We start from the raw sequence: 14167 nt of genomic DNA, 5'->3' as shown, positions 1-14167 counted from the left end.
GTGATGGGAAACAAAACGAGTGTGGTATTAGTCGGTATAAATGGTTACGGGGAAATGTATGTAAAAGCATTGCTTGATAACGAACGAGTGACTATTGCAGGCGTAGTTGAAATTGCTCTAGAACTCAGCCCCTACTTGCCATTCATCAAACAGAGGAGCATTCCAATCTATCAAACAGTTGAAGAATTCTATGCCAAGCATTCCGCGGAGTTAGCGATCATCTCCACGCCTATACATCTGCACACGGTTCAGGCGACAGAGGCAATGAAAAACGGTAGCCATGTCCTATGCGAAAAGCCATTGGCTGGTGATGCTGGGGACATATCGTTATGGGAACAGGCGTCTCGGCAATCTGGCAAATGGGCTGCGATTGGTTTTAATTGGTCTTTTACCGATACCATTCAAGAGGTAAAGCAAGACATTCTACGAGGCGTATTCGGCAAGCCCAAAAGGTTGAAAACACTAGTGCTGTGGCCGAGAAGTGAGGCGTATTACAAACGGTCAAGTTGGGCCGGGAGAGAGTATTCCCCCGCTGGAGACAAGATAAGGGACAGCATTGCAAACAATGCGGCCGCCCATTTCCTCCACAACATGCTCTATATTCTAGGAGAGGACGTACAGACATCAGCTGAGGTTCAATCCGTAGAAGCAGAGTTATACAAAGTAAATGAGATTGAAACGTTTGATACTTGTGCCTTGCGTGTATGGACTGAAGCGGGGGCAGAGCTATTGTTTTATGCTTCCCACGCGACCGAGACGGAGCTTGGACCTAATTTTATCTATGAGTTTGAGAATGGCTTTATTGAGTATGCCTGTCGACAAAATAACGGGAAAGTGATGGCTTATTTTGAAGATGGATCAACGAAGGAGTACGGAAGTTTGGAGAGAGATCAGCGGGAGCATCTTTGTAAGCTCGACTGGTGCTTGCAGGCTGTAAAAGATAAGGAGATGGACATTCCCTGCCTCTTTTCAACAGCTACACCTCATTTGCAGACCATTGAAGCGATCCATACGGAAGGAAATCGTGTGAAGGCGTTTCCACCTGAACGAATTCATGTAAACAAAGAGAAGCAGATGCGCTCCGTAGATGGACTGAACACGCTGTTAACAGAGTGCTTTCAGGAGTATTATTCAGCCCAAAAGCGAGAGTGGTCACCGATTGAAACAAAGCTGACAGTCATGCAAAGGTAACGCGAGATACCTTTGCATGGATTTTCTACTTGACTCTACCCTGATTTGAAAGCAGTTGGCTATAATGGCTACCTTGGAAGATTTTAGCGGTATGTATGCGTTGGACGAAACGTTGCAAAGAAACATCGAATACATGCGTCATGTAGTTGAAGATGATAGAGGCATTAAACTCCAGAATAAGATCCACACTATCCGTGGGGCTTAATCTGGAGTTACTATGTTATCATTGTTTCTATGAAACTACTCGATTAGCAGGAGGCTGTTATGAAACGTAGCTCGATAATATATGTGCCGCTGCTTTTCTCGTTCCTAACAACGATAGCGTTTTCCTTCTTTTATTATTACCAAATACAGCAGGACAACGAGGAAATTGCAGAAGCTGTTTCCTCCGACACGTCTCCTCCCGATTACCACTTTGCTTTGATTGGGGAGGAACTGGACCATGACTACTGGCGTTTGGTCGGAAAAGGGGCAAAACAGAGCGAAACTGAACAGGAAGTATTTGTGGAGTACGGGGGACCCCAGCGTTCTAACCCGGAGGAACAATTGAGGCTACTCGACAAAGCGATCCAGTCAAAAGTGGATGGCATCATCATCCAAGCCCTTAACGAGGAGTTTACGCCGTTGATCGATCAGGCTGTAGGGCAAGACATTCCTGTGATGACAATTGACACAGACTCCACTGAGAGCTCGCGTTCCGCTTATATCGGAACAGACAATTACTCGGCCGGACAATTGGCTGGTGAAGCGTTGGTCGCAGATACGGGCGGGGAAGCAATCATCGGAATCGTCACCGGTCGTTTCAACAATGCCCATCATTCTCTTCGAGTAGAGGGATTCAGATCTGTCGTCGGACAGAAAGAAGGAATTGACATCGTGGCAATTGAAGAATCCAGCATCGATCGAATCAGGGCAGAAGAAAAAGCCTATAACATGTTAACCAATCATCAAGAGATTACGGCTTTGTACGGTACAAGCTCATTAGACGGCATCGGTATAAGCGAAGCTGCTGAGTCGTTAAACCGCCAGGATGATTTGTACGTGATCACCTTTGATACATTAGAAGAAAATCTTCAATTGTTGGAACAAGGAAAGATAGACGCACTTGTCGAACAGCAGCCCTGGGAAATGGGGCATCGAAGCGTAGAACTCATGATCGATATCTTGAATAACAAGCAAGTAGAGGAAATCCATCATACCGATTCTTCTATTATACGTAAACGGGATCTGCCGTACCGCAACGCCTTAACAGGTGAAGGCCATTGATTAAAATTCGCACTAAGCTGCTTATTTATTTTGTTGTTGTGCTTTTGTTGATTTTGATTCAGTTCTATGTGCGCGGTCAAAACGATCATAAAGTAACAGAGCTCCACAACGAGAGCATGAATCACTTTTTACTGTTAAATGAAATCACACAAGTGACGAATGAAACGTTCCAGTCCCTGCAAATCTATGTACAGGAGCCATTACCCAGTAATTTATCTTTTTATGAGGAAGATAAACAGAAGCTTCTCAAGCTGCAGCAACAGTTTGCGGCTGTCGAAGAAGAGACTATCTACAGGGAAAATTTTAAGCACATGATGACCAGTTTTCTCGAACATGCGGATCAAACAGTCGAAGGGGTGGACAACGAAGACGTTCAGCAGTATTCCATGTATTTGAACGAGGCAGAGAGAACTTCGGATTATATACATGAAGAAACACTCAATCTGATCACCACAGAGCTGAGAGACTATCAGGACTTATTTACGCTTACCAATGAAAAAATCCAACACACGAAGAATATGGGAACAGCTATCTTTCTTTCCATTATTATTCTAAGTGTCTTGTTCGCGATTTGGTTTTCGAATGGGATCACAAGAACAATTGCCCACTTGACCCGGGCCGCGCAGGAAATCTCGGCCGGCCATTATGCCGGTGAAGACGTAGTCGTTTCCAGGAAGGACGAGCTTTGGTTATTGTCGGAAATGTTCAATCAAATGAGGAGGGACGTGCTCGAATCAGTCAACAAAATCGAAGAAAAAGCACGGCTTACACGGCTTTTGAAGGAAATGGAACTGAAAAGCCTCCAAAATCAAATCAGCCCCCATTTTCTCTTCAATACGTTGAATGCGATTTCAAAAATTTCTTATATCGAAGGTGCGGAGCGGTCGAGTGATTTGATATCATCTGTTTCGGCCCTGCTCCGCTACAATATCGGTGATATTGAAAGAAGAACGACCTTGAAGGATGAAGTCGATATTGTCAAAGAGTACTTTTTTATCCAAGAGACCCGCTTCGGCGGCCGGATCGGATTTCATCAGTATATCGATCCCGCCTGCCTGTCGACCGAAATCCCGTGTCTGACGCTCCAGCCGATTGTGGAGAATGCTTTTATCCATGGGGTGGAAGGAATGGCGGAAGGAGCCAGAATAGAATTGCGTGTGTACGAGGAGAACGAAAAGGTCTGTATTGATGTGACCGACAACGGGAAGGGGGTCGACCAACAGACCATCGACAGATTATTGCATGCGGAGGATGAAGAAGAGATTTCTTCATCAGGAAAAGGATCGGGACATTCCACCGGTATCGGGATGAAAAATGTGATTACCCGTCTTCGGCTGTTCAATAAAGAAAGCGATATCAACATCAATTCAGCACTTGGAAAAGGGACGACCATCAAAATCCGGTTACCTAGACAAGAGAAACTGGCTTTAGAGGAGGAGAAGGGATGGTAAAAGTAATGCTCGTGGACGATGAGCCGATCGAAAGGGAGGGTCTCCGGTTTATCTTGAACAGGAACCGGTCCAATTTTGAAATTGCAGCGGAAGCGGAAAACGGAAAACAGGCAGTAGACCTCGCAATATCGCGCAAGCCAGACTTGATTTTTATGGATATTAAAATGCCCGAGTTCGACGGATTGGAAGCAATCAAAAGAATACTGAATAGTGTTCCCGATACAAAATGTATCATGGTATCTGCTTTTGATACCTTTGATTACACAAAGAAAGCAATGAAATTCGGTATCAAAGAGTATTTGTTAAAGCCAAGCAAAGTTTCGGAAGTGTTGGAGGCATTCGACCGCATGGCTGAAGAAATTGAAAACGAAAGAAGGCTGGAAAGAGAAAGAACAGAAATCAACCACCGGCTGGAACGGGTCAGTTCGTTCGTGGAAACGGAATTGGTCGTTTCCTTAATGATGGATCATATTCATGAATTTAATGTGGAGGAATGGAATGAGTCATTGGACTTGGAAGGTAAGCAAGGGTTTGCCGCCGTATTCTCCTTCCACTCTCATTGTCTACAGCCAAGCCGACATGAAAAGAGCGCATGGTACCGTGTCCTGAAAAATACCTTGCAGGAAGAGGAACATATCTGTCTGACAGGGCCGCTAACGGCTTTTCGAGTCCCCGTCTTTGTCCTGTTTGACCCCAAAAAAGCTGTTACCATCAGCAGAAAAGAATTCGCACGATCCATCATCCACCGTTTCCAGCATCAGTTGAATGACTGCCGTCTGATTGCAGGAATAGGAACAGTGGCAGAAGGGCTAAGCCTTTTTTCTGATTCATACGAGGAGGCTGTTTATGCACTGGAAGTGGTACACAGTCACCCAGGAGCATCCTACGAGACCTATTCCAACGATTTGAAACGAAAGAGAAAGGAAATGATTCCGTTTGACGCGGAAAAAGAACTGGTTGAAGCGATAAAGAATGGCGATATCCAGACCGGGCTGAACCGGTTCGATGCCTATTACCAATCGATTCAGCAAGCTGCCGATTATCAGCCGAAAATGCTCAAAAAGGCGATGGCGGATTTTTTCATTGTACTGACTAGGACAACGAAAGAACTTGGACTCGATGAGGACACCCAAATGCGCTTTGACCGGTTTGAGACCTCGATGCAAATCAGGGAGGCAGCCAAAACACATCTTCTCGTTATTATTGAGAAGATAGGGGAATGGCGGACAAGTGGGATTAAGGGCATGCTTGTGCAGGCAAAAGGGTACATGGAAATCCATTATCACAAACCCATCACTTTGGAAGACGTGGCCGGGCGAATCGGAATCAGCTCTTATTATTTAAGCAAGTTATTTAAAGACCAGTTTCAGGTCACCTTTATCGAATATTTAACCAATATCCGGCTTGAAAAGGCGAAGGAACTTCTCTTGGATGGCATGATTTCGGTGAAGGAAATCGCACTAAACATTGGTTATAAGGATCCGAATTACTTCAGTCGGGTTTTCAAAAAAGAGACCGGGCTCAGCCCGCGCGATTATAGAAGCAAAAACTAGAAGTAAAGCGAACAGCGATCCCACGGGTCGTTGTTTTTTATATCGAAAACACCTCCTTGCCAAGATAGTCCAGAAGTTTACAAGAAAGTGAAGGAAAAAGCACTATCATACCTGAGTTACCATGATAAATTTTAGGTACAGCCCGAATTAAAGGGGTTTATTTAGTAGCAGGTGGTGCTTTCGAGCAATTCCTGATTAGAAAGTATGCGCTTTCTTTGTTGCATCAAAAAGAGGGAGGATTGACATGTTAGAGAAACAATCGACTTGGTATGTGATTTTAATCGCTGTGTCTGCAGGTATGGCCGGGTTACTATATGGGTTTGATACGGCTGTCATATCCGGAGCAATCGGTTATTTACAGGATTTATATGATTTAAGCCCAGCAATGGAAGGCTGGGTCATATCTTGTGTCATGATCGGAGGTGTCATAGGGGTTGCCATTTCTGGGTTCCTAAGTGATCGGTATGGACGAAAGAACATCATGGTGGTCGCAGCGATCCTGTTCATTATTTCTGCACTTGGATCTGCATTTGCCACGAGTATTACGATGCTTGTCTGGGCAAGAATCATCGGCGGATTCGGAATCGGCTTTGCTTCCGCATTGTCTGTCACATACATCAGTGAATGTGCGCCACCGGCCATCCGGGGCAGACTTGGATCCCTTTATCAATTATTCACCATCTTTGGTATATGCGCCACCTTCTATATCAACTATGGCGTGGCCAACAGCGGAAGCTATGCATGGGGGCTAGAAGAAGGCTGGCGCTGGATGCTGGGTTATGGAACAATTCCGGGAGTTATCTTTTTAATCCTGTTATTTTTTATACCGGAAAGCCCGAGATATCTAATCAAAAAAGGCAGAGAATCAGAGGCTTACCAAATACTCAAACGAATCAACGGAGAAAAAATTGCTAAAAAGGAAACACAGGAGATAAAAGTTTCATTGGAAACAGCACAAAGCACTTCTGCAAGGGATTTGCTGAAACCAGGCTTACGCATGGCATTGGGGGTCGGGATCTTCCTCGCCTTGTTCAACCAGGTAATCGGGATGAACGCGGTTACCTATTATGGGCCGGATATATTTCGGCGTGTCGGATTTGAAAACAATACCGAGTTTCTGGCAACCAGCATCATCGGCAGTGTGCAAGTAGTCTTCACGATTCTAGCGCTCTTGTTAATTGATAAGTTGGGAAGAAAGAAATTGATGGCGGTCGGTTCAAGCTTTATGGCCATTTTCATGGTCTTGATTGGAAGCGTATTCTATTTTGAGCCAGCCAACAGCGGCCCGTTGCTTGTCATCTTCGTTGCCGGATTCACCGCTGCCTTCTGTGTCTCCATGGGACCAATTCCATGGATCATGATTCCGGAAATTTTCCCAAACCACCTGCGTGCAAAAGCAGTTGGGATCGCCACCATGTTCCTGTGGGGTGCAAACTGGGCAATTGGTCAGTTTACCCCGATGCTGATCAACAACATGGGTGGCGCCTTCACCTTTTGGATGTTCGCAGTCATCAACGTGATCTGCTTCACGTTTGTGATGACAATCGTTCCTGAAACAAAAAATAAGTCACTTGAAGAAATAGCGGAAATATGGAAGCCTAAAAAGAAAATTGGAAAAGAAAAAGTCGGGTAAGGGTCGATAAGTACACAGGAATCGTTTTCATGGAGGTCAGGCATATGTTTCTGGCCTCTTTATTTATAGAATTAGAAAATGTGGGCGTTTATTAATTGCTTAATCTCGCATGCCAATTCTGTTTTGAAAAATGACCCGTATCCAACCTCAGTATCATCATAATCTAAGGGTTGGGAGATTTTCCATTCATTTGTAAAAACAGGAAAACTCTTTATTTGGAGGTTAAGACGAGTCCGAATTTTGCTTTCTTTTCTGAATTTATTTCCGAAATTGAGAGTTGAATGCAAGGATTAGTAAGATTTTTTGGTGGTGTTTTCATTATAATAAAACTATCCTGTCTAAAACCTTGGATCAATAGATGACGTTTGTACTTTAAAAAAGGAAAGGGTGATGCTCTAATGAAATTTTCCGTATTTACCGTGATGACTCCGGATTTAACGCCGGAAGAATTGATTCCCAAATTGAAAGCGTACGGGTATGACGGAGTCGAGTGGAGATGCAAGGAAACCTCTTCGGAACTTCAAAAAGAACAACCTTCTTTTTGGGGAAACAATCTGTGTACGATTGATCCAAACGATTCAAAAGAACAGCGAGAAGGTCTTCAGAAAATGACGGAACGACACGGGGTAGAAACGCTCAGCATCAATCCGTATTTAACCATTGGAGACCTTCAAGGCACAGAACAAATGATGAAAATTGCAAAGGAAATGGGAGCTTCGCACATCCGTCTTGCCTTTCCCTCTTATGATCGCTCGGTCTCTTACAATGTATTATTTGAGGGTATGATTGAGTATTTAAAGGAGGTCCAAGAATTAGCCAGAGCGTACGGTGTAAAAGGGTTGGTTGAAACGCATCATAAGACGATCATCCCGAGTGTGGGGCTTACGTATCGCGCGGTGGAATCATGCGACCCGAATCATATCGGAGTTATTTTCGACCCTGGCAATATGGTGCATGAAGGGTTTGAGAACTACCGAATGGGAATGGAACTATTGGGTCCTTACTTGGCACATATTCATATAAAGAACGGCATCTGGCAAAAAGAAAAGACAATAGAAGACGGAACGGAACTTTGGGAGCCAAGTTGGTCTCCTGTCCATGCCGGTATCGTCGATTGGCGACAATTCATTGCTGATTTGCAAGCGGTGGGCTATGATGGCTATCTTGGGTTTGAAGATTTTAGCGGCACTTATCTGACCGATGAAGCGCTGCAAAGAAACATCGAATACATGCGCCATTTAGTGGAAGCGGTTTCTTGAGAGACGAAAGGGGCAGTAAGGTGATCAAGAGTGTATTTGTCATGAATCAGGGATCGTTTCCATTGGTGTACACCGACGATGTCAGAGAGTATCTATATCAACATTCTAATTTGGTCGCGCCGCCGATGTCAAATGAGGAATTACAGGAGAATGTATCGATCTTGCAAGAAGTAGAAGTGATATTTTCAGGGTGGGGCGGGCCGAAGATCGATCAGAGCCTCCTAGAAACAGCGCCTCATTTGAAAGCCGTTTTTTATGCAGCGGGTTCACTTAAAACTATTGCGACAGAAGCGGCGTGGGAACGGGGGATTACATTTACGAGTGCCTACGCAGCGAATGCCATACCGGTAGCCGAGTATACACTTTCGCAAATCCTATTTTCGCTTAAGAATGGCTGGAAATACGTTCATGAGATCAAGGAGAAAAAGGTCTACCCTTCCAAGCCGCTGCAAGATATTAGCGGTGCTTTTGGGACCACGGTTGGGATCATTTCGCTAAGTACAGTTGGCCGGCGCGTGTGTGAACTATTAAAAATGTTTGACGTAAACGTTATTGCTTATGATCCATTTGCTCAGAAACGAGACGAGAAAGACTTAAATGTCACCCTGGTTTCATTGGAAGAGATTTTCGAAAGAGCAGACATCGTTTCTCTTCACGCGCCTTGGCTAGCTGAAACAGAAGGAATGATTACAGGAACGCATTTTCAAAAGATGAAAAGAAATGCGAGTTTTATTAATACGTCTAGAGGTCGGATTGTGAGAGAAGAAGAAATGCTAGAAGTCCTTAGAGAGCGCAAGGATGTGACGGCGATTTTGGATGTCACCGACCCGGAACCTCCAGAAGAGGGAGCGGACATATTCTCATTTTCGAATGTCATTCTTACGCCTCACCTTGCAGGAAGTGAAGAACGTGAGTGCGGACGGATGGGAGCTTATATGCTGGAGGAATTTTATCGTTATGTAGAAGGAGAGCCCTTGAAATGGCAAGTGACGAGAGAGAAATTTCAAATTCAGGCATAGCTAGTGAATGAAGTATAGAAGATGGTCAGGCTGGATGGTTGCTGACTTTCGATTAGATTGTCAAAGCGAGGTAGGCAACGCATCAGCATCGCCTGTCGGCAGCTATCATCACAATGAGGTATAAATGATAGCTAGGTTTGCGCAATGAGATGGAAGACGATAGAAGTTCAGCTGCTTACACTTAAACTAGCACAATGCCATTTAAATGTTGGAACTTGGCCTAGAAAGGAGGTTCGTGCGCAAATATGTAAGCGCAATCATTAAAATGGGAGGCGAAACCATGCTAGGCTCAAATAAGGGCAACACCGAGACACCCGTCCAACCGTCACCGACAGTACAAACTCGGAAAAACAAACAGATCAAATCGACCTTCACCTGGTATTTGTTTTTGCTTCCGACCTTACTAGGGATTCTATTGTTTATTGCCTACCCGGTTTTTGAGTCGTTTCGTTTGAGTTTCTATAACTCCAACGGGACGATCGAGACGTGGGCAGGGTTGCAAAATTATGAGCGAGTGATTGGCTCAGGAGCTTTTTGGAACTCGGTTTATAACACTTTCTATATTGGCTTTTTCCAACTTCTCATTGCTATTCCACTAGGCTTTGTCCTGGCTAGTCTGATTAATCGCATAAAACGGTGTCAGAGTTTATTTAAAGTACTTTTTTTCTTGCCGAACGTAACGTCCATTGTAGCTGCCGCAATGATTTTTATGTTTGTATTGCAGCCGGAAGTTGGGTTATTAAATCATGTGCTTACATCCATAGGTCTTCCAACCTCCCCTTGGCTGTCTGATCCGGATACATCTAAATGGGGTGTTATCCTGCTTACGGTCTGGCACTGGATTGGATTTGTGATTATTATCTGTTTAGCCAATTTGCAGGCTATTTCACCTGAGTTATATGAAGCGTCAGAGATTGACGGAGCGAGCAACTTGCAGCAATGGTTTCACATTACGATTCCGAATATGAGCGGGACCTTTGCTTTCTTGTTCATTATGGGCTGGATCGGAGGTTTGCAGCGCTTCAACGAAGTGTTTGTCCTTGGGGGTCCTAGCGGAAGTCCGAACCGTTCCTTGCAGACAATGGTGGCCTTTATTTACGAACGAGGATTTGGTGGGTTTGAATTTGGAATTGCTTCTACGGCGACCGTTCTCCTGTTCATTATTATTCTTTTGTTTACAATGCTCAATATAAAACTCACGCGCTTGAAAATATAAATGGAGGTGAACAGATGATGATTGACAATCACAAGAAGAAACAAAAGGCAACGCAGGTCCTTATATTCGCGTTCTTGACTTTTGCGGGGCTGATTGTGGTAGCGCCTTTTATCTGGATGGTTACGGTCAGCTTTGATCGGTTGGCAAATATACAAGTTCCATTTCCGCCCAGCTTAATACCGGATCAGTCATCGATTTTCAACTACAAACTGGCGTTTGAAAATGGGCGTATTTTCAGAGCGTATTTAAACTCTTCGATCGTGACAGTCTCCTCTGTATTTTTACATGTCTCTGGGGCTCTTCTAGGTGGATATGCATTTTCAAAAGGACAGTTTAAGGGGAAGAAGATTGTTTTCCTACTGGTGCTTGCCACGATGATGATTCCTGTTGAAGCACGTTTAATTCCTCTTTATCAAATGTTTAATGCAAGCGGGTTGTTAAATACACTATGGCCAGTGATCTTGCCTTCCATTCTTTATGGCTTCGGCATATTCCTTTCGAAACAGTTTTTTGATCAGCTTCCAGATAGCTTAAGAGAAGCGGCTCAAATTGATGGTGCCAGCGAATTTCGAACGTTCTTCCAAGTGTACCTGCCACTCGCTGGACCGATTACAGCGACGCTTGTGATTTTATCGTTCATGAGCAATTGGAATGAATTCGTCTGGCCGCTTGTTGTGTTAAATTCTGAACACCTGCACACCATTCCACTCTTCCTGGCGAGCTTTTCTCTTGAGAATGGAACGGCGCTTGCAGGGATGACAATGGCACTTGCTACGATGAGTGTCTTGCCAATTATTATTGTTTTCGTGTTTTTGCAACGATACATCATTCAGAGCATTGCCTTAAGCGGATTAAAAGAGTAGTGCCAAGGAGGTAGAATCGTGATGAAGAAAAATCTAACGGTGATGCTTATGTCTTCTTTAGCCATTGGACTTCTTGCAGCCTGCGGACCTGAAGAAGCCAGTACAGAAGAGGCTTCGGAGGAAAGTGATTTGACTGTAGCCCTTATTGGAGATTTTCAGATGCAAGATACAACGGATCCGATTACGGGTGAAGTGTCTCAAGGGCTTCATGCACTGAAGGAGGAGTTTGAAAATCAGAACCCAGGTGTGACAGTCGAATTCGTAGTGATGCCATGGAGTAACTATGTTGCAAATACACAGGCAATGATTGCAGGGAGCGAGGCAGATGTTTATCAAATGCCGGGAGTAACTGATTTTGCGGCACAAGGGCTAGTTGAACCTCTACAGGAGTATATTGAGGAAGATGACTTCGACCTAGATGTCTACACAGACAATTTGGTAGAGGGGTGGATGACTTACGGACCTGAAGATGACCAACAAGAGATTTATTCGCTTCCTCTACTTGGAGATGCACGGTTTATTCAATATGATAAGAAAATTTTTGAACAATGGGGGGTTGAACCGTTATCTGACTATCCGAGTATAGAAGAGGTGGTTGAGAAAGCAAAACAAATGACCGGAGAAAACCCTGTCACGGGTGAAGAAAATTACGGGATTTATGCAACTGGTACAAATGACACCGTGTTTACATTAATAAATATGATGGAAGGACTTGATGGCCAGTGGGGGGAGGGAACCCATTGGGATGAAATGGAGTTGGAATTTGATTCCCCGGAAATGATTGAAGCACTTGAGATTTTGAATGAATTAACTGCCTATATGCCAAGAAGCTATATCAATGGTCAAGGAGATGAAAGGTGGATGACCCCGAGCAACAATATAGCCATTGCTCTCAATCAAGGGAATGGAAATATAAAGCCTATTTATGCTCAAGGGTTAGAAGACCGATTTCCAGTTGTGCAAAATTTCAAAGATAACGAAGGAATAGGTGGCATGTTCTCCGGAAGTCCTATTGCCATTGCAGAAAATAGTGATAATAAAGAGTTAGCATGGGAGTTTCTTAAATTCAGCTCCTCTGAATTTGCCCAACAATATTTATGGGAAGAGTGGGGAGTGACACCGGTGGTGGAAGAAGCAAACCAGTGGCAAAGTATTCAAGATACGGAGCTAATGATTCCTCTTCTTGAAGCGATGAGTACTGCTACTCCTCGTTATCCATGGGCTTCATCACAACCACGATACATTTTACAGTCCAAAATTGAGGGAGCGTTAACAGGAAATGTTGCGCCGGAGCAAGCTTTACAAGAGGCGCAGCAGGAAAGTACGGAATGGATTGAAGGACGTTAGGGAAAAGTTGTTACGTGTTGTACTGATAGTGCTACCCCTATCAAAAGACTCGCAACCTCACCTAACACAAAAACAACTGAAGCTAACACGGCTGGATCCAGGCCGTAGGGAGTAGCCGATGTTTTCTTTATGTAGGAAGCATCGGCTTGAGAACGAGAGGAGGAGTCGATGGATACATGTATGAATGGGAAACAAGACAGAGCAGCATGGATTCATTTGCTGAACAAACTTGCAAAACCGGTGTTGCAATCCTTAAGTGAGAGACAATTGAAACATGTGATGCCGATTGAGGCAAGAGCAGGACGGGTGGAATACACGCATTTAGAGGCAATGGCACGACTGCTCGTAGGTATGGCCCCTTGGCTTGAGGCAGAGGCAAGTGATGAGAAAGAAGAACAACTGCGCAGGCAATACGGCTTGCTAGCAAGGGAGGCGATGGATGCAGGAACCCATCCTGAGTCCTCTGACTTTATGAATTTCAGTGAAGGTTTTCAACCGATTGTGGATGCCGCTTTTTTGGCACAAGCGATCCTGCGGGCGCCAACCGAACTTTGGGGGAAGCTGGAAGACCGAGTCAAGCAGCAGGTAATTTCGGCATTAAAACAAACTCGCACGCGAAAGCCTTACTTTTCAAATTGGTTGCTTTTTTCAGCGATGATTGAAGCGGCCTTACTAAAAATGGGTGAAACAGATTGGGATCCAATGCGCATTGACTATGCCTTAAAACAGCATGAACAATGGTACCTTGGGGATGGGGTGTATGGGGATGGCCCTCACCATCGTTTTGACTATTACAATAGCTTTGTCATTCAGCCAATGCTTGTCGATGTGATTGAGCATGTTGGATTTAAGTATCGAGAATGGGAGCAGATGAAAGATAGAATCACTACCAGAGCTAAGCGCTATGCGGGCATCCAAGAACGCCTGATCTCACCGGAAGGTACCTTTCCACCAATGGGGCGTTCGCTTGCGTACCGGTGTGGCGCTTTTCAAGTACTAGCGCAAATGGCGTTACGTGAACAGCTCCCTGAGACAGTCCAACCTGGCCAAGTAAGAGGGGCATTAACGGCCATCATTCAAAAATCATTAGAAGCAGAAGGCACGTTTGATAAGGAGGGTTGGTTAACGATTGGTTTTGCTGGAGCTCAGGGAGATATTGGAGAAGGGTATATCTCAACAGGGAGTCTCTATTTGTGTAGTACGGCCTTTTTGCCACTTGGATTATCGGAGGAAAGCCCATTTTGGAGCCATCCTTTTAGAAAATGGACAGCGCTTAAAGCATGGTCGGGTGAGGCATTCCCGATTGATCGTAGTGTGAATTAATGGATAAAGGTGACAAATAGACCCCAGATTATAATGATATAGTTTG

11 protein-coding genes are annotated in these 14167 nt (G+C 44.5%); all 11 read left to right on the top strand.

The window, feature by feature from the left end:
• Window positions 1-3 precede the first annotated feature (3 nt).
• The 11 genes from AVZ68_RS00565 (at window position 4) to AVZ68_RS00515 (ending at window position 14121) form a co-directional block, all read left to right on the top strand.
• Window positions 4-1191 (top strand): Gfo/Idh/MocA family protein, encoded by a 1188-nt coding sequence (locus AVZ68_RS00565; protein ID WP_059102595.1) that lies wholly within the window; start codon window positions 4-6, stop codon window positions 1189-1191.
• A 264-nt stretch (window positions 1192-1455) separates the two neighbouring features.
• The gene (locus AVZ68_RS00560; RefSeq protein WP_059102594.1) at window positions 1456-2457 is read left to right on the top strand and encodes a sugar-binding protein; all 1002 of its coding nucleotides are present in this window, start codon (window positions 1456-1458) and stop codon (window positions 2455-2457) included.
• On the top strand, window positions 2454-3908 hold the full coding sequence (locus AVZ68_RS00555; RefSeq protein ID WP_059102593.1) for a sensor histidine kinase: 1455 nt from the start codon (window positions 2454-2456) through the stop codon (window positions 3906-3908). Before AVZ68_RS00560 ends, AVZ68_RS00555 begins: the two co-directional genes overlap by 4 nt.
• Window positions 3902-5461, top strand: a complete 1560-nt coding sequence (locus AVZ68_RS00550; protein ID WP_059102592.1) for a response regulator — start codon at window positions 3902-3904, stop codon at window positions 5459-5461. Before AVZ68_RS00555 ends, AVZ68_RS00550 begins: the two co-directional genes overlap by 7 nt.
• 238 nt (window positions 5462-5699) lie before the next feature.
• Entirely contained in the window at window positions 5700-7094 is a 1395-nt protein-coding gene (locus tag AVZ68_RS00545; protein WP_496196936.1) for a sugar porter family MFS transporter, read from the top strand.
• A gap of 398 nt (window positions 7095-7492) precedes the next feature.
• The gene (locus AVZ68_RS00540; RefSeq protein WP_059102590.1) at window positions 7493-8353 is read left to right on the top strand and encodes a sugar phosphate isomerase/epimerase family protein; all 861 of its coding nucleotides are present in this window, start codon (window positions 7493-7495) and stop codon (window positions 8351-8353) included.
• A 20-nt stretch (window positions 8354-8373) separates the two neighbouring features.
• Window positions 8374-9372, top strand: coding sequence for a hydroxyacid dehydrogenase (locus tag AVZ68_RS00535; protein ID WP_059102589.1), 999 nt, complete (start codon window positions 8374-8376; stop codon window positions 9370-9372).
• 280 nt (window positions 9373-9652) lie between these two features.
• Window positions 9653-10588, top strand: coding sequence for a carbohydrate ABC transporter permease (locus tag AVZ68_RS00530; protein ID WP_059102902.1), 936 nt, complete (start codon window positions 9653-9655; stop codon window positions 10586-10588).
• 14 nt (window positions 10589-10602) lie between these two features.
• Window positions 10603-11451: a carbohydrate ABC transporter permease gene (locus AVZ68_RS00525; protein WP_245628029.1), complete on the top strand. Its 849-nt coding sequence runs from the start codon at window positions 10603-10605 to the stop codon at window positions 11449-11451.
• Between the two features lie 21 nt (window positions 11452-11472).
• Window positions 11473-12798: an ABC transporter substrate-binding protein gene (locus AVZ68_RS00520; protein WP_059102588.1), complete on the top strand. Its 1326-nt coding sequence runs from the start codon at window positions 11473-11475 to the stop codon at window positions 12796-12798.
• Window positions 12799-12966: 168 nt separating this feature from the next.
• A complete protein-coding gene (locus tag AVZ68_RS00515; RefSeq protein ID WP_059102587.1) occupies window positions 12967-14121 on the top strand; it encodes a DUF2264 domain-containing protein in 1155 nt (384 codons plus the stop codon).
• Window positions 14122-14167: the final 46 nt, after the last annotated feature.

It is taken from the genome of Shouchella shacheensis (assembly GCF_001484965.1).
GTDB classification, from domain to species: Bacteria; Bacillota; Bacilli; order Bacillales; family Bacillaceae_D; genus Shouchella; species Shouchella shacheensis.
This window is presented reverse-complemented; position numbering and strand designations above follow the sequence as displayed.

Bases quoted from the DNA above. Each gene is read 5' to 3' on its own strand.
- AVZ68_RS00565 (WP_059102595.1), top strand. From the start codon at position 4: ATGGGAAACAAAACGAGTGTGGTATTAGTCGGTATAAATGGTTACGGG.
- AVZ68_RS00560 (WP_059102594.1), top strand. From the start codon at position 1,456: ATGAAACGTAGCTCGATAATATATGTGCCGCTGCTTTTCTCGTTCCTA.
- AVZ68_RS00550 (WP_059102592.1), top strand. From the start codon at position 3,902: ATGGTAAAAGTAATGCTCGTGGACGATGAGCCGATCGAAAGGGAGGGT.
- AVZ68_RS00540 (WP_059102590.1), top strand. From the start codon at position 7,493: ATGAAATTTTCCGTATTTACCGTGATGACTCCGGATTTAACGCCGGAA.
- AVZ68_RS00530 (WP_059102902.1), top strand. From the start codon at position 9,653: ATGCTAGGCTCAAATAAGGGCAACACCGAGACACCCGTCCAACCGTCA.
- AVZ68_RS00525 (WP_245628029.1), top strand. From the start codon at position 10,603: ATGATGATTGACAATCACAAGAAGAAACAAAAGGCAACGCAGGTCCTT.
- AVZ68_RS00520 (WP_059102588.1), top strand. From the start codon at position 11,473: ATGAAGAAAAATCTAACGGTGATGCTTATGTCTTCTTTAGCCATTGGA.
- AVZ68_RS00515 (WP_059102587.1), top strand. From the start codon at position 12,967: ATGGATACATGTATGAATGGGAAACAAGACAGAGCAGCATGGATTCAT.